This is a genomic window from Alistipes dispar (assembly GCF_006542685.1).
GTDB classification, from domain to species: Bacteria; Bacteroidota; Bacteroidia; order Bacteroidales; family Rikenellaceae; genus Alistipes; species Alistipes dispar.
Genome location: NZ_AP019736.1, coordinates 2,664,695 through 2,686,969, shown reverse-complemented (window position 1 = coordinate 2,686,969; position 22,275 = coordinate 2,664,695). Strand labels below are relative to the sequence as shown.

The window sequence follows — 22,275 nt, the reverse complement described above, 5'->3', positions numbered from 1 at the left end:
ATGCTGCGCGGAATCGCCCTTATTGCTTTCGTATTGGTCTGCACCGTCCTTGCGGGACGGGCGTCCGTGTGTGTCCACATCGCGGAGAGCGACTCGCTGCGACAAGTCGCGGCGACCGTCCCGCCGGAAGACCCTGAAGTTCGGGAAGACGCCGAGGAGCGTACCGGGAAGGACTGTGAACCGGAGGAAGAGCGGACGGCAAGGGAACGCAAAGGGTTTCTGCGCCGGATCGTCCGGTACTTCGAGGGATCGAACGTGGACCGCACGTTCGAAAAGAAGATCGACGTCACCTTCGCCGGAGGTCCCAGTTTCTCGAAAAACACGAGTCTCGGCATCGGGTTGCTCGCGGCGGGACTGTACCGTCTCGACCGGACCGATTCGGTGACCGTGCCTTCGGACGTCTCGGTGTTCGCCAACGTCTCCGTATCGGGCTTCTACGCACTGGGCGTTACGGGCAACACGATCTTCGCGCACAACCGCCAGCGTGTGAATTACACGGTCATGTTCTCCTCGGCGCCCCGCAGTCTCTGGGGCATCGGCTACGATGCCGGACGCTACAACCCCGAGAGCACCTACTCCGAGAAACACTACCTGGTCGAGGCGAGCTACCTGCACGAGGTGTTGCCGCGGACCTACGTGGGAGGCATCGCGAGCTTCGAACACACGCGCGGCGTGAAATTCTCCGATCAGGCCTACCTCTACGGCCAGAAGCGGAGTTACACGGCGACGGGCATCGGACTGATCGTCGAGTACGATTCGCGCGACTTCATTCCCAACCCCTACCGGGGCGTGTACGTGAGTTTTCAGGAGCGTTTCTTCCCCAAGGGGCTGGGTAACTGCGAGCGGTCGCTGTGGCGCACGACCTTCACGGCCGACGCCTACCGGCGCGTGTGGAAAGGCGGCATTCTGGCCGCCGACCTCTATGCCGTCTTCAACTCCGAGGGGACCCCGTGGCCGATGCTCGCCCGGCTGGGCGGCAACCAGCGCATGCGCGGCTACTATCAGGGACGCTATACGGACAACGACATGATTACGCTGCAAGTGGAGCTGCGACAGCGCATCTGGCGACGGATCGGCTGTACGGTGTGGGGCGGCGCGGGCAACGTCTTCCCTTCGCTCGACCGGTTCGACTGGTCGCACACGCTGCCCAACTACGGCGTCGGACTGCGCTGGGAGCTGAAGAAGCGCGTGAACGTCCGGCTCGACTACGGGTTCGGCAAGAAGACGAGCGGGTTCCTGCTGAGTATCAACGAAGCCTTTTGACAAGCGAGAGAGTAACGTAATATATGGAAGCTGATTCCGACAAGAAAATCCGGCGGAGGGCGGTCAAGACACGCAGTCGTTTCACGACGCTGCTGACCGTCTATTTCTTCGTGACGCTGATCGTTCCCAATCTGGTGCTGGCCAATACGGAACCCTATTCCCTGTGGACCGTCGAGGCGCTGATCCTCATGCCGCTGGGATTCTACATGATGTGGAGCGTGGCGCTGCGCCGCTCGGGCGTGATGATCTGGCTGGCTTTTCCGTTCATCTTCTTCTGTGCCTTCCAGATCGTGTTGCTGTACCTGTTCGGCAATTCGGTCATCGCCACGGACATGTTCACCAACGTACTGACGACCAATCCCGGCGAGGCGGGCGAGCTGCTGGGCAACATCTACCCCGCCGTGGTGCTCGTCTGCGCCATGTACCTGCCGCTGCTGTGGCTCGCGGCCCGGGAGATCGGCCTCAAACGCTACATTTCGCGCACGACGCGGCTGAACGTCGGGCTGACCGGCGCGGCGATCTTCGCAGTCGGAATGCTGGCCCTCTGGCCCGCCTACCGCGCGAGCGAGGACCGGCACGTGCTGCGCGACGAAATCTTCCCGCTGAACGTCTTTTACAACCTCGGGCTGAGCGGCTCGGAATTCCGTAAATCGCACGACTTCGAGAAGAGTTCCGAGGGTTTCAGCTATGCCCCCCGGCGGACGGCGCAGGCCCCCGGGCGCGAAGTCTATATCTACGTCATCGGCGAGGCATCGCGCGCGATGAACTGGCAGCTCTACGGCTACGACCGCGAGACGAACCCCCGCCTGTCGCAGGTCCGGGGCCTCGTGGTATTCCGCAACATGCTGACACAGAGCAATACGACGCACAAAAGCGTGCCGCTGATCCTCTCTTCGGTGAACACCGACGAACACGAGGAGCTGTACCGTCGCAAGGGACTTCCGGCGCTGTTCAACGAAGCCGGATTCGACACATGGTTCATCTCCAACCAGTCGCGGCAGGGAGCCATGATCGACAATCTGGCCCACGACGCCCGCCACCTGATCTACATCCGTTCGCCGCGTTACGACATGCAACTGCTGGACGAAGTGCGCAAGGTACTGGAAAACAGCGATTCGCAGAAAATACTGATCGTCCTTCACTGCTACGGATCGCACTTCAGCTACCACCAGCGCTATCCGCGCGAGTTCGCCCATTTCCGCCCCGAGGGCGACGTGGCGATCGCCAAACAGCACAGGCAGACGCTCGTCAATGCCTACGACAATTCGATCCGCTACACGGACCATTTCCTCGCCGAGACCATCGCCTATCTCCGCACGCTCGAGGACACCTCCACCGCACTGCTCTACTGCGCCGACCACGGCGAAGACCTCATCGACGACGACCGCGAACGGTTCCTGCACGCCTCGCCCACCACGACGGCCTATCAGCTCTACGTAGCTTCGCTGGCGTGGTTCTCCGACGCCTACCGCCGCAACTTCCCCGAGAAGGTCGCGGCCGCCGAGGCGAACGAAACGGCCCCGGCCACGACGCATGCGCTGTTTCATACGATGGCCGATATGGCCTCGCTCGAAGGACGTTTCATTTCAAAAGAGACGTCGCTCGTCAATTCCGGTTACGACCGCACGGCGCCGCGCCGTTACCTGAACGACCACAACGAAGCCGTCCCCTTCCGCAAAACGGGACTCGGCCCCGAGGACATGGAAGTATTCCGCCGCTACGGCATCGAACCCTGACCGCGCGAAGACCGGAAAACCGAACCAGAAAACGGCAGAGCAGAGGCATCTACCTATATTATAAAGCCGATCATTCGACGAACCGGACTTTCTCCCGGTTCCGGGGTTTTGCCGCGGGCATCTCGGCCGGATAGCCGAAGGCGATGGCGTACAACAGCCGGTGCGGATCGGGCAATTGCAGGCGGCGCAGCAACTCCGCTCCTTCCGGAGCGTTCAGGAAGCGGCACAGTCCGCCGAGACAGCACGACCCCACTCCCACGGACTGAGCCGCGAGGATCATGTTACCGCCCAGCAGTCCGCAATCCACCTGCGAGAGGTCGTAAGTCGTGTCGCAGGCGATGAAGACCAGGGCCGGAGCGCCGTAAGCGGCCGGATGCTGCGCTTTCGGATTCCGGGAGACCTGCCGCACGTAACATCCGTACTGTCGGTCCAGCGCGGCCAGCAACGCGCTGTCGGTCACCACACGCACCTCCCACGACTCGCGTCCCTGCCCGTTGGGGGCTTGCAGGCCGCAGTCGAGAATCCGCAGCAGCGTATCCCGGCCGACGGGTTGCGGTTCGTAACGACGGATGCTGCGGCGGGCGCGGATCGTCTCCTCGACCGGATTGCCCGCGGCAAGAGTCGCGGCATCCGCCGCACGATCTCCGAAAGAGGTCTGCGAACGACAGCCGCAGAGAGCGAGACCGCAGAGGATCCCGAACAAAAGGTGTTTCATCATCGTAAGTTTTTTACAAAGACACGAAGGGATGGAAGACAACGAAGGCCGCCCGAAATGGACGGCCTTCGTCGTTTCGCTTGTGAAACGCTTATTTCGAAGCCTCCACGGAAACCTTGCGGAACTCTTTCATCAGCTTCGACAGCTCGAGAGCCGACTTGCGGGCGCGCGTGCCGGCAGCCTTGTTGCCCTTCTCCACCTGCGCAGCGGCGTTGGCTGCGAACACTTCGAACTCGGCGTTGATCTTTTCTACTAATTCTTTCATGACTGTAAAAAAATTTTGGGTTTGTTATCGGAACAAAGATATAAAAATTATCTAAAAGCCATCGTCCGGAGGCCCGAAAAACCGCTTTTTTTCCGGAAAAATCCCGATTCGGAGGCCGTCGGTATATTTTTTGATTCCTTCGGAGCGTAAAAACATGCCATTATGCACCGATTTTTTCTTCCGGCCTGCCTCCTGGCCGCATTGTCCGGCGGGTGCGGGAAACCCGCCCCGCGGCAGGTTCCGCCACTGAGGGTCGAGGCCGTCCGCGCCCAGGAGGAGCCGATCCCCAACCGCATGAGCTTCATCGGTTACCTGTCGAGCAACTTCGACGCCGTGATCCAGCCCCGCGTGAACGGGTTCCTCGCCTCGCGCCACTTCGCCAACGGGATGCCCGTCCGCCGCGGGCAACTGCTCTTCACGATCGACCCCTCGCAACTCTCGACCTCGATGCTCGCGGCCCGCGCGGAGCTGGAGTCCGCCCGGGCCCGGGCGCTCGAAGCGCGCAACAATTACGACCGCGCCGTGCCGCTGGCCCGCATCAACGCCATCAGCCAGTCGCAGTTCGACCAGTACACAGCCCAGTTCCGGGCCGCCGAAGCCGCCGTGCAGTCGGCCGAACAGGCGCTGCGCAACGCCCGTATGAACGTGAGCTACACCGAGCTGCGCTCGCCCATCGACGGAACCATCTCCAACACCTCGGCGCATGTGGGCGACTACGTGGGCCCCGGCACGCAGTTCACCGTGCTGACCACCGTATCGAACACCGATACGATGACCGTGGACGTGGCGATCCCCATGTCGCAATACCTGCGGCTGGCCGGCGGCCGCACGTCACTCTACGACAACGAGGGGCTGCTCTCGGACATCCGTCTGACACTGGCCGACGGCACGCGGTATCCCGGCGAAGGGTTTTACAGCTACACGCGCAAGGACATTCCGAACGCCACGGGCACGCTGGTTCTCGTCGTGGCGTTTCCCAATCCCGACGGAACGCTCAAGCCGGGGCAGTTCGCCCACGTCGCGGCCAATGTCGGCCCCGTGCGGCCGCACGTCGTCGTCCCGCAGCGCTGCGTGATCCAGTCGCAAGGGCAGGCCTCCGTGTGGGTCGTGGGGCCGGACAGCACGGTGCGCTACCGCCGCATCGAACCGGGCGGGACATACGGCGACATGTGGTGCATCGACCGGGGATTGCAGGCAGGCGAGGCCGTCGTCGCGAACGGCGTGCAGAAGATGCGCGACGGCGCGAAAGTCATCCCCGAAATCCGATAGCGCCATGGAAAGATTCTTCATCACGCGGCCGATCTTCGCCCTGTCGCTGGCAATCGTCATCGTCATCGCGGGATTCATCTCGCTCCGCGGACTGCCTGTCGAGCAGTACCCCGACATCACGCCCCCGGTGGTCGAGGTCACGGCGACCTACGACGGCGCCGACGCCGAAACGGTGAACGACGCCGTGGCCACCCCCGTGGCGCAGGCCGTCATGGGCGTGAACGACATGCTCTACATGCAGGCCACATCGGCCAACGACGGCTCCATGTCGCTGCAGGTGACCTTCGAGATCGGCTCCGATCCCGACATGGACGCCATCCTCACCCAGAACAACGTCGCTACGGCCACGGCCGAGTTGCCCGCGGCGGTAACCAGACAGGGTGTCACCACACGCAAGACCATGACCGGCTTCCTGATGGTTTACTCGCTGCACAGCGACGGCCGTTACGACGACGAATACCTCGCCAACTACGCCTACATCAACCTGCAGAACGAACTGCTCAAGCTCGACGGCGTGGGCAAGGTCAATATCATGGGTGCGGGCGAATACGCCATGCGCATCTGGCTGCGGCCCGACGTGCTGAAATACTACGGCATCTCGGTCGAAGAGGTGACCGAGGCCGTCGAACGGCAGGCAGGCATCTACCCTGCCGGGCAGTTCGGAGCCGAACCGGCCCCCGAAGGAACGACCTACACCTACACGGTGACGCTGCCGCCGCAGATCTCCACGGCCGAGGAGTTCGGCAGGATACTCGTGCGGACCACCTCCTCGGGGCAGCAGATCCGGCTGCGCGACTTGGCCGAAGTATCGCTCGGCAGCCGGAGCTACGGCGTCAGCTCGCGGTTCGAGGGCAGCCCCACGGCGCTCATCGTCATCTACCAGCAGCCGGGCAGCAACGCCGTGGCCGTGGGCAACGAGGTCAAGACCGCCATGACGCGGCTCGCGCAGCGTTTCCCCGACGGCATCGAAGCCACGACGATCGTGGACAGCACGGAGAGCATCGACGCCGGCGTGCGGGACATCTTCCGCACGCTCGTCATCGCCCTCGTGCTCGTCATCGCCATCATCTACCTCTTCATCCAGGACTGGCGTGCCACGATCATCCCGCTGGTGGCCATTCCCGTATCGCTCATCGGAGCCTTCGCGCTCTTCCCGCTGCTGGGATTCACGATCAACATCATCTCGCTGCTGGGACTGGTGCTCGCCATCGGACTGGTGGTGGACGACGCGATCGTCGTGGTCGAGGCCGTGCAGGTGAATATCGCCGCCGGCATGAAACCCCGCGAAGCGACCGCCGAAGCGATGCGCAACGTCGCTTCGCCGATCATAGCCACGACCGTCGTGCTGCTGGCCGTCTTCATTCCCGTCTCCTTCTCGGGCGGCATCACGGGGCGGCTGTTCCAGCAGTTTTCGGTGACGATCGCCGTATCGGTGGTCATCTCCTCGTTCAACGCCCTGACGCTCTCCCCGGCGCTCTGCGCCCTGCTGCTGCGACACCGGGAGCCGCCCCGGCACGGATTTTTCGCCGCCTTCAACCGCTGGTTCGACCGGCGGACAGCGCGCTACACCGCCTTCGCCCCCACGCTCGCGCGGCACGTCGCCCGCACCGGGCTGTTCGTCGCCGCGATGCTCGCAATCGTCTTCCTCGTATGGCGCAAACTCCCGGCGGGATTCCTGCCCGAAGAAGACCAGGGATACCTGATGGTGACGGTCTCCACGCCCGAAGCCTCGTCGCTGCAAATAACGCGCGAAGCGATGGCCGAAGCCGATGAGCTGATCCGCAGGCTTCCCGAAGTCTCCTCGACCTCGTTCGCCGCGGGATTCGACATGCTCGCAGGCATCGCCTCGACCTCGAGCGGCATCATCTTCGTCAAGCTCGCGGACTACGCCGACCGCAAACTCTCGGCCGCCCGAATCGCGCAGCAGCTCACCGGAACGCTCTACGTCGCCGTCCCGGGCGCCGAGTGCTACGCCTTCATCCCGCCGGCCATCCCGGGACTGGGCGTCACGTCAGGCATCTCGCTCGAGGTGCAGGACCTCGAAGGGCGCGGCACGGCCTACCTGCTCGAGCACACCGAACGGTTGTTGGATTCGCTGCGCGCCCTGCCTTCCGTCGCCTCGGCGACCACCCCCTTCGACGCGGACGTGCCCCAACGGCGGCTGCGCATCGACCGGGAACAGGCGCTGGCCGCGGAGGTGGACCTCGGCACGCTCTACGGCGAGCTGACCACGCTGCTCGGCGGCACGTACATCAACAACTTCACGCGCTTCGGAAAGCTCTACCAGACCTACATGCAGGCCGCGCCCGACTACCGGCGCGACGAACGTTCGCTGGACAACTACTACGTCGCTTCGGCTTCGGGCGAAAGCGTCCCCGTGGCCTCTCTCGCCGAGGTGATTGACACGGTGGGCACGGCCTACGTCTCGCAGTTCAACCTCTACCGATCGGTCTCACTCACCGTCTCGCCCGCTGCCGGCGCCTCCACGGGCGCAGTCATGCAGCAGATCGAACGGACCGCGGAGACCGTGCTGCCCGACGACATCGGCACGGCGTGGAGCGGCGTCTCGTACCAGGAAGCCAACGCCTCGAAACGGGGCGGAACGGTCTATCTGCTGGCGGTGGTCTTCGTTTTTCTCGCCCTGGCGGCGCTCTACGAATCGTGGGGGCTGCCGCTGGCGATCCTGATGAGCGTGCCGGCCGCCGTGCTGGGCGCGGTGTGCTTCATCGGAGGGGCGCACCTGCTCGACCCGCTCTTCATCAACGACATCTACATGCAGATTTCGCTGGTCATGCTCATCGGACTGGCGGCCAAGAACGCGATTCTGGTCGTCGAGTACGCCGACCGGCTCTTCCGCGAGAAGGGGCTGTCGCTGTTGGAAGCCGCCGTCGAAGCGGCCCGCATCCGTCTGAGGCCGATCATCATGACCGCCTTCTCGTTCATTCTGGGCGTCCTGCCGCTGGTCTTCGCCAGCGGCGTTTACTCCACCGCGCGCAACATCATGGGCGTCGCGCTCGTGGGCGGGATGCTTTTCGCCACGCTGCTGGGCATCTTCATCTATCCCGCGCTCTACTACCTCGTGGGACACATCGGAGGCTTCGAACGCCGCCGCACTCGATCTAAACAGGAGGAACAGGCATGAAACTGAAAATCGCAATGGCCGCGGCCCTGCTTGCGGACGCCTGCTCGCCGCGGCTCTATCCGCCCGAAACCGCCGTCCCGGACCGTTACGTTTACTCCGAAGGCTTCTCGCAGGACACGACGGGCATCGGCAGCCGCTGGTGGGAAATGTTCGGCGATCCGACGCTCGATACCCTCGTCGCCCGCGCGCTGGAACGCAACCGCGATCTGGCGGCGGCCGCCGCGCGCGTCGAACAGGCCCGGGCCAACCTCGGGGTCGTGCGGGCGCAATACCTGCCGCAGATCGGGTTCGGGGTGCAGGCCGGAGGCAAATACGCCGAAGCCACGGGAATCGTGCAGTCCTACGCCGTCGAGCCGACCCTCTCGTGGGAGGTTTCGCTGTTCGGAGCGCTGCGGCGCGCCAAAGAAGCCGCCAAGGCCGAAATCGCCGCCTCGGCGTGGGCGCTCGAAGGAATGCGGCTCTCGCTGGCGGCCGAAGTGGCGACGACCTACTTCACGCTGCTCGAATACGAGCGCAACCTCTCGATCGCCCGGCGTACCCTCCAACTGCGGCGCGAGTCGGCGGCACTGATCGACTCCATGTTCCGCTACGGCATGTCGGACGGCGTGGCACTCGAGCAGGCCCGCAGTCTGGTCCGCACGGCCGAAGCGGACATCCCGCAATACCGGCGGGCCGTCGTACAGACAGCCCTTTCGCTCGGCACGCTGCTCGGAGAGCTCCCGGCGCAGGACACGCTTCGGGGCGAAGGGCTGCCCCTGCGCACCGACACCTACCCCGCGGAGATTCCCGTGGGACTGCCCTCGGAGCTGCTGCGCAGACGACCCGACATCCGGGAGGCGCACTACGGCGTGGCGAAAGCCGCGGCGCAGGCCGGACAGGCCCGGAGCGCGCGGTTTCCGTCGATCTCGCTGACGGCCGGCGGAGGTGCGGCGTCGGGTTCGATCAAAGGGCTGACCTCCGGCGACCCGTGGGTCTGGAACGCCGCCGGGTCGCTCGTCGAACCGCTCGTCGCCTTCGGAAAACTCCGGCGCGCCGAACAAGCGGCCGTGGCGGCCTACGACGAAGCGGCGAGGAACTACGAGCAGACCGTGCTGACGGCCTTCGCCGACGTCGAAAAGGCCCTGACGGCGATCACGACCTGCCGCGAGCAGACCGAACGCAGCCGCGAACTGGTCGAATCCAACGGACGTATCGCCACGATGACCCGTGCGCTCTACCGCAGCGGACTTTCCGACTACCTGGACGTGATCGACGCCGAGCGCAGTCTCTACCAGTCGCAGATGCAACTGGCGAGCCTCGTGGCGCAGCAGTACATCAATTACGTCGCGCTCTGCAAGGCGCTGGGCGGCGGATGGGAGCGGCCGTCCGGACCGCCGGAGAAGGTCTCCGGCGGCGCGCCGCCGGGACGGAAGCCCGGAAGAGCCGCCACGAAGGCCGGCGCCGGAAAGGGCCCCGCTCCGGGAACGTCCGGCCAGGAGCCGGCGGATACCTACTAATGGGGATTGCGCGTGTTGCCGCAAAATCGTATATTTGCGGCCGAAATCATTTCTGGCAACATGCGTCTATCCGAACTGAAAACCGGCGAATCGGCGACGATCGTCAAAGTGACGGGACACGGAGGATTCCGCCGTCGCATCATGGAGATGGGGTTCGTCCGCGGCCAGCGCGTCGAGGTGATCCTGAACGCGCCCCTGAAGGACCCGATCGAATACAAAATCATGGGGTACGACATTTCGCTGCGGCGCAGCGAAGCCGACATGGTCGTCGTGCTCTCCGACGCCGAGGCCGGCGAGTATCTGGCTGCGCAGCGCGGCCGCGGCGAAGCCTCCGGTTGCGTCCGGAAATGCGGAGAGGGTACGACGCCCTGCGATTGCTCGGGCCGCGGCGGAAAGCCGTGCGCGACGGTGGACGAGGTGGTGGCGCGCAGCAGCCGCACGATCTCCGTGGCGCTGGTGGGCAATCCCAACAGCGGCAAGACGTCGCTGTTCAACGCCGTCTCGGGCGGCCACGAGCACGTGGGCAACTACGGCGGCGTGACCGTCGGCGCCAAGATCGGCTACCGCAACTACCGCGGTTACCGTTTCGAGGTGACGGACCTGCCCGGAACCTATGCCCTGACGGCCTACACGCCCGAGGAACGGTATGTCCGCAGCCATATCGCCGAGAAGACGCCCGACGTGGTGATCAACACGGTCGTGGCGTCGAATCTGGAACGCAACCTCTACCTGACCACCGAACTGATCGACATCAATCCGCGGATGGTCGTGGCGCTCAACATGTACGACGAGCTGGAGCGGAGCGGAGCGAAGCTCGACTACGACAGCCTGGGCCGCATGCTGGGCGTGCCGATGGTTCCGGTCGAGGCGCGCAACAACCGCGGCATCGAGGCGCTGCTCGACACGGTGATCGACGTTTTCGAGAACCGCGACGACCGCGTGCGCCACATCCACATCAACATGGGCCCGGTGATCGAGGAGGGGCTGCGGCGGCTCAACGGCGACATGAGCGACCACCGCGAGGAGCTGCCCAAGGCCTTCCCGCCCCGCTACTACGCCATGAAACTGCTCGAGGGCGACCGGCAGGCGGAGGAGATGCTGCACGGCTGCGCCCGCTACGGCGAATGGATCGAAATCCGCGACCGCGAGACGCGCCACATCGCCGAGGCGCTGGGCGAGGACATCGAAACGGCGTTCGCCGACCAGAAATACGGCTTCATCCAGGGTGCGCTGCGCGAGACCTACATACCCGGGCAGCGCGAGCAGGCGAAGGCCACGGCGCTCATCGACGCCTTCGTGACGCACAAGCTCTGGGGATTTCCGATCTTCTTCGCGCTCATGTGGCTCATGTTCTGGTGCACGTTCAGTCTCGGAGCCTATCCGCAGGACTGGCTCGACGCGCTGGTGGGATGGATCGGCGACGGAGTGAACTCCCTGCTGCCCGAAGGACCGCTGCGCGACATGCTCTCGGACGGCGTGATCGGCGGCGTGGGCGCGGTGATCGTCTTCCTGCCCCAGATCATGATCCTCTACCTGTTCATCTCGTTTCTGGAGGACTCGGGCTATCTGGCCCGCGCGGCCTTCATCATGGACCGCGTGATGCACCGCATCGGCCTGCACGGCAAGTCGTTCATTCCGATGATTATGGGGTTCGGCTGCAACGTGCCCGCCATCATGGCCTGCCGCACGATCGAAAGCCGCAGCAGCCGGCTCATCACCATCCTGATCACCCCCTTCATGTCGTGCAGCGCACGCCTGCCGATCTATATCCTGCTCACGGGAACCTTCTTCTCGGCCCATGCCGGGCTGGTGATGACGGGGCTTTACGTGCTGGGAATCCTCGTGGCGGTGGTGACGGCGCGCCTCATGCGGCGGTTCTTCTACCCCGAGGACGAAACGCCGTTCGTCATGGAGCTGCCCCCCTACCGGATGCCGACGTGGAAGACCACGCTGCTGCACATGTGGGACAAGTGCGCGCAATACCTGCGCAAGATGGGCGGCATGATCCTCATCGCCTCGATCGTCGTCTGGTTCCTGAGCTACTACCCGCGCGAACGCACGGACGATGCGGCCGTGACGAACTACGAGAACTCCTATCTGGGACGCATCGGGCAGGCCTGCGAGCCGGTCTTCACCCCGCTGGGACTGAACTGGAAGGCCGGCGTGGCGCTGATCTCGGGCATCTCGGCCAAGGAGATCGTCGTCTCTACGCTGGGCGTACTCTATGCCGAGGAGACGCCCGCAGCGGCCGGAGACGGTCCGGAAGGAACGGCCGACGCGACCCGACGCATCGCTTCCGGTGAAGTGTCACAAACCGCTGTCCATAAAACGATTATCGGCGGAGCGGACGGTGAGACGGCGATCCGCGTGGCCTACGTTCCGGAAGAGGAGGCCGACGAGGAACGGACGCTCGGGCGAAAACTGCTCGCCAGCGGCGACTTCTCCGAAGCCGCGGTACTCGGGTTCCTCACCTTCATCCTGCTCTACATCCCCTGCATCGCCACGGTGGTGGCCATCGGTTCGGAGGCCGGATGGCGCTGGGCCGCGGCATCGGTGATCTACGACACGGCCGTGGCATGGCTCATGGCCTGGGCGGTCTATCACATAGCTTCGCTTTTCGCATGACGGGCTGGCAGGATTACGCGGTGTGGGCCGTCTGTCTCGCGGCCGTCGCGGAAGCGCTCCGGCGCACCGCAAGGCTGCTGCGCGGCCGGAGCCGCGGGTGTTCGTCGTGCGGATCGGCGAATTGTCCGCACAAAAGGACGAAGGAGTGAAAAAATCGCTATATTTGCCGCCCGAAAACGACGGCGACACATCCCGCTCCGGGGCCGAGTCGGCTCCGGAGCGTCGTTTCGGGGAGCGGACCGCCCGCAAACCCCGGCAGGAAGGGATGCCGCGTCGCCGAAACGAAACGACCGATGACCGGACTGTTCTACATTCTGTTTTTCTGGCTCGCGGGCAACGCCCTGAGCCTCGCCACGAGCGGGTACGTATCGGGCAACATCATCGGGATGATCCTGCTCTTCGCCTCGCTCTGTCTGCGGTGGGTCCCGGCCGACAGGGTGCGCCCCGCGGCGCGGTTCCTGCTCGGGTCGATGGCCCTCTTCTTCGTCCCCTACGGCGTGGGGCTGATGGTCTCCTACCGGGTGATACTCGAAAACCTCTGGGCCATACTCGTCTCGGGCGTGATCTCCACCGTCCTCGTGATCTTCGTCGCGGGCAAAACCTTCCAGAGTCTCAACCGCCGCGCCCGCATGCGGCACATCAGACACATACGCCATGCCGAATGACTTTCTCAGCTCGGACCTCTTCCTGCTGACGCTCACCGTCGGCCTCTACTGCGCCGGAAGCGCCCTCTACCGCCGGGCGCGGACCCCGCTGCTCCACCCCGTGCTGCTCACGTTCGCCGCGGTGATCGTCTTCCTCAGTGCGACAGGCATCGGCTACGAACGCTACCGCGAGGCCACAGGCATTCTCAACTTCGCGCTCGGCATGTCGGTCGTGGCGCTCGGCTACCTGCTCTACGAACAGATCGAACGCCTGCGCGGCAGCCTCCTGCCGGTCGGGGCCGCCACCCTTGCCGGATGTTTCGCCGGAGTGCTGAGCGTGGTCTATATCGCCATGGCCTTCGGCACGGAGCGCCGCATCCTCACCTCGATCGCCCCCAAGTCGGTCACCGTTCCGATCGCCGTGTCGGTCGTGGGACCGCTCGGCGGCGACGTCTCCGTCACCTCGGTGGTGGTCTTCTGCGTGGGAATATTCGGCAGCGTCTTCGGCGAGTGGATACTCAAACGCTGCGGCGTCCGCGATCCCGAGGCACGCGGATTCGCCCTGGGAGCCGCGGCACACGGCATCGGCACGGCGCGGGCCATCGAGATAGGCGCCGTGGAGGGAGCCCTGAGCGGTCTGGCGATGGCCCTGATGGGGCTGGCCACGGCGCTCTTCCTGCCCCTGATCGAAAAGTACCTCTATTAGAGCCTCGAGCGGCCCGGAGGAGAGGCGGCACGGCGGGCCGAAATCTTTTCGGACGAAAATTTTTAAAATTCTGCAATAAATGCTACTTTTGCGAAACCTTACGCCAAACGGCATCAAAATCGGTCTCTTATGGAGTGGCTCTATTCGCTCTTCTTCGGCAGCGGCATCGCCCATGCGGTGCTGATTTTCGCGCTGGTAATCACCGTCGGCATCCTTCTGGGGAAGGTCAAGATCGGCGGGGTCTCGCTCGGCATCACGTGGATACTCTTCGTGGGCATCCTCTTCAGCCATTTCGGCATGACGGTGGACGGCGAGGTGCGCCACTTCGTACAGGAGTTCGGATTGATTCTCTTCGTCTTCTCGATCGGCCTGCAAGTGGGTCCCGGCTTCTTCGCCTCGTTCAAGCACGGCGGCATGACACTCGTGGGATGCGCCGTGGCGATCGTCCTGCTGGGCGTCGTGACGGCCTACGTGCTCCACGCCGCGACCGGAACCCCCATACCCACCATGGTGGGCATCCTCTCGGGCGCCGTGACGAACACCCCGGGACTGGGTGCCGCGCAGCAGGCCTACGCCGACGCCACGGGGTGCAACGACCCCTCGATCGCGTTGGGATACGCCGTGGCCTATCCGCTGGGCGTCGTGGGCATCATCTTCACGATGATCTTCGTCCGCTACGTCTTCCGCGTGAAGTTCGAAAAGGAGGACGAGGCGCTGGCCGAGCTCGCGCACGAACAGAAATTCGCCGACAAGGTCTCGGTGGAGTTCACCAACGGAATGCTCGACGGCCGCACGGTCGAATACATGCGCGATCTGGTGAACCGGCAGTTCGTCATCTCGCGCATCATGCACCCGGACGGAGAGATTTCGATGGCCGACGCCGACAGCAAGGTGCATGTGGGCGACCGCCTGTGGGTGATCTGCCAGGGCGAGGACACGGAGGCCGTGGTGGCCTTCTTCGGCCGGCGCGTGGAGCTGACGGACGAGGACTGGGGCAACAACACGCCCAACGCCGAGCTCATCTCGCGCCGCATCCTCATCACCAAGCCGTCGATCAACGGCAAGAAGTTCTCCGACCTGCGGCTGCGCACGAAATACGGCATCACCATCACGCGCGTCAATCGCGCCGGTATGGACCTGATTCCCTATCAGGGGCTCGAGTTGCAGGTGGGCGACCGCGTGATGGTCGTAGGCCCGGCGAAGTCCGTGGCGCAGGTGGCCGACGTGCTGGGCAACTCGCTCAAGAAACTCGACCATCCGAATCTGATCACCATTTTCGTCGGCATCGCGCTGGGCGTACTGCTGGGCTCGATTCCGCTGCTCAACGTGCCGCAGCCCGTCAAGCTGGGCCTCGCGGGCGGACCGCTCATCGTGGCGATCCTCATCGGACGCTTCGGCACGCACTTCCATCTGGTGACCTACACCACGATGTCGGCCAACCTCATGCTGCGCGAAATCGGCATCGCCCTGTTCCTCGCGGCGGTGGGAATCGGCGCGGGAGACGGATTCATCGAAGCGATCGCCGACGGCGGATACCGCTGGATCGGCTACGGATTCATCATCACGGTCGTACCTCTGCTGATCGTTGCGGTAGTTGCCCGCAAATGGCTCAGGATGAACTACTACACATTGATGGGACTGATCGCCGGATCGACCACCGATCCCCCCGCGCTGGCCTATGCGAACGCCACGGCCGGAAACGACATGCCCGCCGTGGGATACTCGACCGTCTATCCCGTCGTGATGTTTCTCCGCGTGCTGACGGCGCAGATATTCATTCTCTTCGCTCTGTAACGAACCTTATCCGAATAAGACCATGACCAAAAAGATACTGCTTCTGGGCTCGGGAGAGCTGGGCAAGGAGTTCACGATCGCGGCGCAGCGGCTGGGACAGACCGTCGTGGCGTGCGACGCATACGCGGGAGCGCCCGCCATGCAGGTCGCCGATGCGGCCGAAGTCTTCGACATGCTCGACGGCGCGGCGCTGGAGGCCGTCGTCGAGAGACACCGCCCCGACATCATCGTTCCGGAAATCGAGGCCATCCGCACCGAACGGCTCTACGACTTCGAACGCGCCGGGATACAGGTCGTCCCGAGCGCCCGTGCGGTGAATTTCACGATGAACCGCAAGGCGATCCGCGACCTCGCGGCGAAAGAGCTGGGGCTGCGCACCGCACGGTACTTCTATGCCCGGACGCTCGACGAGCTGCGCGATGCGGCCGACAGAATCGGCTATCCGTGCGTCGTCAAGCCGCTGATGTCCTCCTCGGGCAAGGGGCAGTCGGTCGTCAAAAGCCCCGGCGACGTGGAGCACGCATGGCGTTACGGATGCGAGGGTTCGCGGGGAGACATACGCGAGCTGATCGTCGAGGAGTTCATCCGCTTCGACAGCGAAATCACGCTGCTCACCGTGACGCAACGGCACGGTCCCACCCTTTTCTGCCCGCCGATCGGCCACGTGCAGCAGGGCGGCGACTACCGCGAGAGTTTCCAGTCCCCGCGGATCGCTCCCGAGCACCTGCAGGAAGCGCAGCGCATGGCGGCGGCCGTGACCGGGGCGCTGACGGGCGCCGGGCTGTGGGGCGTGGAATTCTTCCTGAGCCACGAGCACGGCGTCTACTTCTCGGAGTTGTCGCCCCGTCCGCACGACACGGGCATGGTGACGCTGGCCGGAACGCAGAATCTCAACGAGTTCGAGCTGCACCTGCGGGCCGTGCTGGGGATTCCGATTCCGGAAATCACCTTCGAACGTCCCGGTGCGAGCGCGGTGATCCTCTCTCCGGTAGCCTCCGCCTCGGCTCCCCGCTACGAGGGGATCGAACGGGCCGCGGCAGCGGATGCCCGTCTCGACGTGCGCATCTTCGGCAAACCCTCGGCCCGCGAGGGACGGCGTATGGGCGTCGTCGTGGGCTACGATGCCCCGGGCTGCGATCTGGAGGCGCTGCGCCGGAGGGTGAAGGCCGCGGCCGCCGAAGTGCGGGTGGAGCTGCCGGAATAACCGGGCCCCGAACGATTCTTACCGAAAACAGACCGCCCCTGCCGTGAACGTGTACGGCAGGGGCGGTTTTCATACGGCGGCGGGACGGCTTGAGCCGGCCGCCGCAAAGGGTCACTTGCGGAACTTCGCCACGACGTTGTCCGTGGCTCGTCTGAGCAGCTCCTCGGGGCAGCAGAGCGTGATACGGATGTAGTTGCGGCCCTCCGAGCCGAAAATCCCGCCCGGGGTGAGGAAGACGTCGCATTTGTCGATCACTTCGTCCGAGAAGGCGAAGCTGTCGCCCTCGTAGCCTTCGGGCAGCTCGGCCCAGACGAACAGGCCGGCCTGGTTCTTCCGGTAGCGGCATCCCAGCGCGTCGAGCAGCGCATAGGCCTGCTTCTCCCGTCCGTAGTAGATGGCGTTCAGCTCCCGGAACCAGTCCTCGCCCAGTGCCAGCGCCGTATCGGCCGCGGCCTGGATGGGATAGAACATGCCCGAATCCATGTTCGACTTGAAGGTGAGAATCGAGTCGATCCACTCTTTTTTGCCCACCACGACGCCCACGCGCCAGCCGGCCATCGAGTGCGCCTTCGACAGCGAGTTCATCTCCAGCGCCACCTCGCGCGCGCCATCCGCCTCCATGATCGAAATCGGATGCGCAGCGTTGCGGATGAAGCTGTACGGGTTGTCGTGGACGATCAGGATGTTGTGCCTGGCGCCGAAGTCGATGATCCGCTGGAACAGTTCCGGCGTGGGGGTCTGTCCCGTCGGCATGTTGGGATAATTGACCAGCATCATCTTCACGCCGTCGAGTCCCGCCCGTTCGATGGCCTCGAAGTCAGGATAGAAATTCGTCTCCTTGTTGAGCGCATAGGGCAGCATCTCGCCTCCGGCCAGCCGCACGGCGGCCGAATAGGTCGGATAACCCGGGTTGGGGACCAGCACCTTGTCGCCCGGATCGAGGAACGTCATGCAGATATGCATGATGCCCTCCTTCGAACCGATCAGCGGCAGCACCTCCGAATTGTAGTCCAGCTCGGTGCGGTACCACTTCCCATACCAGTCGGCAAAAGCCTTGCGCAGAATCGGCTCGCCCTTGTAGGACATGTATTTGTGGACGTCGGGGCGCTGGGCTTCCTTCGCCAGCCGGTCGATGACCGACCGGTGGGGCGGCAGGTCGGGACTGCCCATGGCCAGCTTGATGATCTGGCGGCCCGTGGAGGCCTCGAGCTCCGAAAGTTCGCGCAGGCGGCGCGAGAAATAGTACTCCCCGATACCGTCCAGACGGTGCGAACGGGCGATGTTTACTGCTTTTGCCATAGTCTCTGTTGCGTGTTTGGGATTTGCTTCGGACAAAGATAGGGATTAATTAAATAATATTAAAATATTGCCGCGACAAAATGGCCGGAAAGCCTCTCCGCACCGCGGGAAGGAGCCGTCCGCTTTCGAATGCCGGCCTCCTCCGGGAACGGCCTGCCGGAAGATGCGTTCCGGCGGAGCCCCGGAGGAACGGGAAGCGGATTTGGAGATCGGGGGTATTTTGACTAAATTTACACGGATTTTGCGGCGGCGCGCCGCGGCGGCACCGGAAGGGCCGAAAAAACGGGATGTCCGTCCGGTTCCGCTCCGACGGCCCCCCCCGGAAAGGAGTCCGCGCACCCGCCGCACCGGTCCCGGCTTAACCCGAACGAAAATATGATCCGAAAAAAACTACTACTCCTGTTCGCCCTCCTGCCGGCGTGTGCGCTCTGCGCGCAGAAGCAGCAGGACCTGACCGCGTATGTGAACACGATGCAGGGATCGCACAACACGCCCGAATTTTCCCACGGCCGCTGCACGCCGCTCGTCGCCCTGCCGCAGGGCGTGAACAGCTGGTCGCCCGTCGGATTCTCCTACGTCGGACGCTCGGCGGCAGGCGTGGGAGGCTGCGGCATCGTGCTCCGCCCGTTGACGGAGGCGCCGTCGCCGGAAACGGCCACGGCGACGGTGGACACCGCGTCGATCGTCGGCCGCCCCCACTACTTCCGGATGCGGACCTCGGACGGCATTCTCTCCGAAATGAGCCCCACGGAGCGCTGCGCCGTCTTCCGCTTCACCTACCCGCGCCGGAGCGAGGCGCTGCTCGCGCTCTCGGGCGAGGAGATGGGCGGCGTGGAGGCCGATGCCGCGGCACGGTGCGTCACGGGCTATGTCATCCGCCGCTCGAACGTCAGTCAGGCGGCAGACAAGACGTGGTTCCTGCTCCGCTTCGACCGCGACTTCACCGTGGACGAGGACCGGAAGGGCGGGACGCTGCTGCTCCGCTTCGGGCGGGGCGGAACGGTCGGCGTGCAGGCCGCCGTGTCGAAGATCGATGCCAGGCAGGCCCGCGTGACGTTCGGCCGCGAGCTGGAGGGGAAACGCTTCGGGGAGGTCTGCGAGGCGGCCCGGGAGCGCTGGAACGGAATGCTCGGCCGGATCGAGGTCGAGGGCGGCACGCCGGAGCAGCGACGCACCTTCTACTCCTGCCTCTTCCGGACGATGCTGCGCCCGGCGCAGGACTACGAAACGGACGCCGAAGGCCGCGAACGCTTCGCCTACGACGGCGAGGTGTACGAGGGGCGCTATCACGTCAATCCGATTCTGTGGGACGCCTACCGCTCGCTCTTCGCGCTGCACAACATCATCAACCGCGCCGAGGAGGAGCGGTACGTGCAGTCGCTCATGCGCACCCAGGAACTCACCGGGTGGTGGCCCTCGGGGCACGTGATGATCGGCAACCACGCCATATCGGTCCTCGCCGACGCGTGGGCGAAGGGCATCCGCACGTTCGACCCCGAGGAGGCGCTCGGCCGCTACTACCGGGAGATCACCCGCTCGGCGGTCGATACGCTCAATAACGGCGACTACAACCGCGAGCACGTCCGCGGCTACGGCCGGCTGGGCTTCGAGGACTACTTCGCCATGGGCTACATCCCCTATCCGCAGGGAACCGACCGCGTGATGGAAACCACGTCGAAAACCATCGAATACAATTACGACGACTTCTGCGCCTGGCGGCTGGCGCGGATGACCGGAAACGACTTCTACGAGCGGATCTTCGCGCGCCACATCTACAACTACCGCAACGTGTTCGACCCGGCGGACGGCTTCTTCAAGGGCCGCGACCGCGAGGGACGCTTCGACGAGGACTTCAACCCCTACGAATGGGGCGGTCCGTTCGTCGAGGGCAACGGCTGGCAGTGGCGCTTCTCGGTGCAGCAGGACGCACGCGGCATGATCGGCCTCATGGGCGGCGAGGAGGCGTTCCGGCGCAACCTCGACGAGCTGTTCGCCGTGCGTGCCGACTCGGTGCTCCACGGCGGCTACGGCTACCGCATCCACGAGATCAACGAGGCCGTGGCGGGCAATCAGGGGCAGTATGCCCAGGGCAACGAGCCGTGCTTCCACGTGATCCACCTCTACAACCACGCCGGGCAGCCCTGGAAGGCGCAGCGACTGCTGCGCGAAAGCCTCACGCGGCTCTTCAACTCGGGACCCGAAGGATTCCCGGGCGACGAGGACGGCGGCGCCATGTCGTCGTGGTATGTCTTCAACGCCATGGGATTCTACACCGTGACGCCGGGCGTCGGGCAGTACGTTCTGGGCAGCCCGCTCTTCGACCGGGTGACGATCCGGCTCGAGAACGGGCGGAAGTTCGTCATCACGGCCGACGGCAACGCCCCCGACCGGCCCTACATCCGTTCGGCTACGCTCAACGGCGCCCCCTGGACGAAAAACTGGTTCGACCACGAGACGCTGATGGCGGGCGGCGAGCTGCGGCTGGAGATGAGCGGATGCCCGAATACGGAGCGCGGCACGGCGCCGGAAGACCGCCCCTATTCGATGAGCGATCCCGAGTAAACGAATAAAAAGGCAGGAGCCGGCATTTCGGGTTCTCCACTCCGGAACAGAGCGAACGCCCGGGAGACATTCCCGGGCGTTCGCTGCGGTATGCGCGGACGAAAAAGCGGCGTCCCGGAGAACCGGAACGCCGCCGAACGGTGGAGGTGGCGGGAGTCGAACCCGCGTCCAAACAGGGAACCCGAAAGCTTTCTACACGTTTATCCGCCGTTTCGTCCTTCTCCCCGGGCCTGGCAGGCGGCGACCGAACCCGGGGCCCAGTCCCTTGAATTTCGCGCACCGGCCGGGACCCTCCGGCACGCTATCTCTAAATTGATGATACCCCGTATGAAAAACCGTTAAAGAGCGGAACGGCCTTTCGGGATACTCGTCGCCGAGGCTCCTGGGCCCCGGGGATTAAGCCAATTTTCCTTGAAAATTAGGCAGCGAGTGCGTAGCTGTTATTGCCATTTGATTCTTGAGCGTCGGGATTAACGAGCCGCCACACAGCGCTCGACGTGCTTACGATCAAACTCTGCCTGCTGTCAAAACCGGGCACCCCCAATTCTGTCCGCAATCGGCAAAAGCCGCGGGACAAAGATAACGCTTTTTCCGCAAAAACAAACACCCCGCGGCGAAGAATGTCGCCCGCAGGAGGCAGCGCCGCTTTTTTCGGTTCCGAAACACCTGCGAACCGGGAAAATTTCGTATATTTGTCCGACGGAAAGCCCCCGGCAGGCGACGGGCCGCGCAGCTTCTGCGGGCGACGGCGGCAGACGGAGGAAAAACACGCGACGCATGACTAAAGACAGATACGTGGTCGAACTGCGGGACGCAGCCATCTACCACGCGGACGATCCCTTCGGCAGCCGCTCGGAGGAGAAACTCATCCGGCAGGGCGAAATGGTCCTCTCGGAGGTCAATCTCACGGTGGCCCCGGGCGAATTCGTCTTCCTGATCGGACGGGTCGGAAGCGGCAAGAGCACGCTGCTCAAAACGCTCTACGCCGAGGTGCAGTTGCTCTCGGGCCGCGGGCGCGTGGCGGGATTCGACCTGCGCCGCCTGCGCCGGCGGGACATTCCCTACCTGCGCCGCCGCATCGGCATCGTCTTCCAGGACTACCAGTTGCTCACGGACCGCAACGTCTTCATGAACCTGCACTACGTGCTCAAGGCCACGGGCTGGAAACGCGAGCAGGAGATCCGCGAACGCATCGACAAGGTGCTCGAAGTCGTGCAGCTGGGACACAAGAGCTACAAGATGCCCTTCGAGCTTTCGGGCGGCGAACAGCAGCGCCTGGTCATCGCCCGCGCGCTGCTGAACGACCCCGAGGTGCTGCTGGCCGACGAACCGACGGGCAACCTCGATCCGGTGACGGCCGACGGCATCATGCAGCTTTTCCGGCAGATCGCCGCACGGGGATGCGCCGTGGTCATGTCCACGCACAACACGGCCCTCATAGAGAACTACCCCGCCCGCGCCATTCTCTTCGCGCAGGGCAAGATCCGCGAAGTGAACCTCGAAGAGGAGCTGGGATAGGCACGCGCCGCCCCGCGGCCGGAAGCGGCGCCGATCC

Annotated in this window: 15 protein-coding genes and 1 other RNA gene; 12 read left to right on the top strand and 4 right to left on the bottom strand. The window is 64.4% G+C overall.

Annotated elements, in window-relative coordinates:
- Nucleotides 1-1,263 (top strand): BamA/TamA family outer membrane protein, encoded by a 1,263-nt coding sequence (locus FME97_RS11175; protein WP_141429699.1) that lies wholly within the window; start codon nucleotides 1-3, stop codon nucleotides 1,261-1,263.
- A 23-nt stretch (nucleotides 1,264-1,286) separates the two neighbouring features.
- The gene (locus FME97_RS11170; protein WP_141429698.1) at nucleotides 1,287-2,999 is read left to right on the top strand and encodes a lipid A phosphoethanolamine transferase; all 1,713 of its coding nucleotides are present in this window, start codon (nucleotides 1,287-1,289) and stop codon (nucleotides 2,997-2,999) included.
- A gap of 70 nt (nucleotides 3,000-3,069) precedes the next feature.
- Here the strand turns inward: FME97_RS11170 and FME97_RS11165 are convergent, their stop codons facing one another.
- Complete coding sequence (locus FME97_RS11165) at nucleotides 3,070-3,714, bottom strand: nitroreductase family protein (RefSeq protein WP_141429697.1); 645 nt, start codon at nucleotides 3,712-3,714, stop codon at nucleotides 3,070-3,072.
- 91 nt (nucleotides 3,715-3,805) lie between these two features.
- The gene (locus tag FME97_RS11160; RefSeq protein WP_141429696.1) at nucleotides 3,806-3,979 is read right to left on the bottom strand and encodes a histone H1; all 174 of its coding nucleotides are present in this window, start codon (nucleotides 3,977-3,979) and stop codon (nucleotides 3,806-3,808) included.
- A 162-nt stretch (nucleotides 3,980-4,141) separates the two neighbouring features.
- Here FME97_RS11160 and FME97_RS11155 point away from each other — a divergent pair, with 162 nt between their 5' ends.
- The 8 genes from FME97_RS11155 to purT all read left to right on the top strand — a co-directional run bounded on the left by FME97_RS11155 (nucleotide 4,142) and on the right by purT (nucleotide 16,859).
- Nucleotides 4,142-5,248 carry an efflux RND transporter periplasmic adaptor subunit gene (locus FME97_RS11155; RefSeq protein ID WP_141429695.1) on the top strand — a complete coding sequence of 369 codons (1,107 nt, stop codon included), beginning with the start codon at nucleotides 4,142-4,144 and terminating at the stop codon, nucleotides 5,246-5,248.
- Between the two features lie 4 nt (nucleotides 5,249-5,252).
- A complete protein-coding gene (locus tag FME97_RS11150; RefSeq protein WP_141429694.1) occupies nucleotides 5,253-8,390 on the top strand; it encodes an efflux RND transporter permease subunit in 3,138 nt (1,045 codons plus the stop codon).
- The gene (locus FME97_RS11145; protein WP_141429693.1) at nucleotides 8,387-9,886 is read left to right on the top strand and encodes an efflux transporter outer membrane subunit; all 1,500 of its coding nucleotides are present in this window, start codon (nucleotides 8,387-8,389) and stop codon (nucleotides 9,884-9,886) included. Before FME97_RS11150 ends, FME97_RS11145 begins: the two co-directional genes overlap by 4 nt.
- Before the next feature lie 60 nt (nucleotides 9,887-9,946).
- Nucleotides 9,947-12,511 (top strand): ferrous iron transport protein B, encoded by a 2,565-nt coding sequence (gene feoB, locus FME97_RS11140; protein WP_141429692.1) that lies wholly within the window; start codon nucleotides 9,947-9,949, stop codon nucleotides 12,509-12,511.
- Between the two features lie 293 nt (nucleotides 12,512-12,804).
- Nucleotides 12,805-13,176 carry a CidA/LrgA family protein gene (locus tag FME97_RS11135; RefSeq protein ID WP_141429691.1) on the top strand — a complete coding sequence of 124 codons (372 nt, stop codon included), beginning with the start codon at nucleotides 12,805-12,807 and terminating at the stop codon, nucleotides 13,174-13,176.
- Entirely contained in the window at nucleotides 13,166-13,861 is a 696-nt protein-coding gene (locus tag FME97_RS11130; protein ID WP_141429690.1) for an LrgB family protein, read from the top strand. The genes FME97_RS11135 and FME97_RS11130 overlap by 11 nt, the downstream gene beginning before the upstream one ends.
- Nucleotides 13,862-13,990: 129 nt before the next feature.
- Nucleotides 13,991-15,655 carry a putative transporter gene (locus tag FME97_RS11125; RefSeq protein ID WP_141429689.1) on the top strand — a complete coding sequence of 555 codons (1,665 nt, stop codon included), beginning with the start codon at nucleotides 13,991-13,993 and terminating at the stop codon, nucleotides 15,653-15,655.
- A 22-nt stretch (nucleotides 15,656-15,677) separates the two neighbouring features.
- A complete protein-coding gene (gene purT, locus FME97_RS11120; RefSeq protein WP_141429688.1) occupies nucleotides 15,678-16,859 on the top strand; it encodes a formate-dependent phosphoribosylglycinamide formyltransferase in 1,182 nt (393 codons plus the stop codon).
- Between the two features lie 111 nt (nucleotides 16,860-16,970).
- Here purT and FME97_RS11115 read toward each other — a convergent pair whose 3' ends face one another.
- Entirely contained in the window at nucleotides 16,971-18,158 is a 1,188-nt protein-coding gene (locus FME97_RS11115; protein ID WP_141429687.1) for a pyridoxal phosphate-dependent aminotransferase, read from the bottom strand.
- A 375-nt stretch (nucleotides 18,159-18,533) separates the two neighbouring features.
- Here FME97_RS11115 and FME97_RS11110 point away from each other — a divergent pair, with 375 nt between their 5' ends.
- Nucleotides 18,534-20,720, top strand: a complete 2,187-nt coding sequence (locus FME97_RS11110) for a GH92 family glycosyl hydrolase (RefSeq protein ID WP_141429686.1) — start codon at nucleotides 18,534-18,536, stop codon at nucleotides 20,718-20,720.
- A gap of 138 nt (nucleotides 20,721-20,858) precedes the next feature.
- Here the strand turns inward: FME97_RS11110 and ssrA are convergent.
- Nucleotides 20,859-21,262, bottom strand: a transfer-messenger RNA (tmRNA) gene (gene ssrA / locus FME97_RS11105).
- 235 nt (nucleotides 21,263-21,497) lie between these two features.
- Between ssrA and FME97_RS11100 the strand changes: the two genes are divergently transcribed.
- Complete coding sequence (locus FME97_RS11100) at nucleotides 21,498-22,238, top strand: cell division ATP-binding protein FtsE (RefSeq protein WP_141429685.1); 741 nt, start codon at nucleotides 21,498-21,500, stop codon at nucleotides 22,236-22,238.
- Nucleotides 22,239-22,275: the final 37 nt, after the last annotated feature.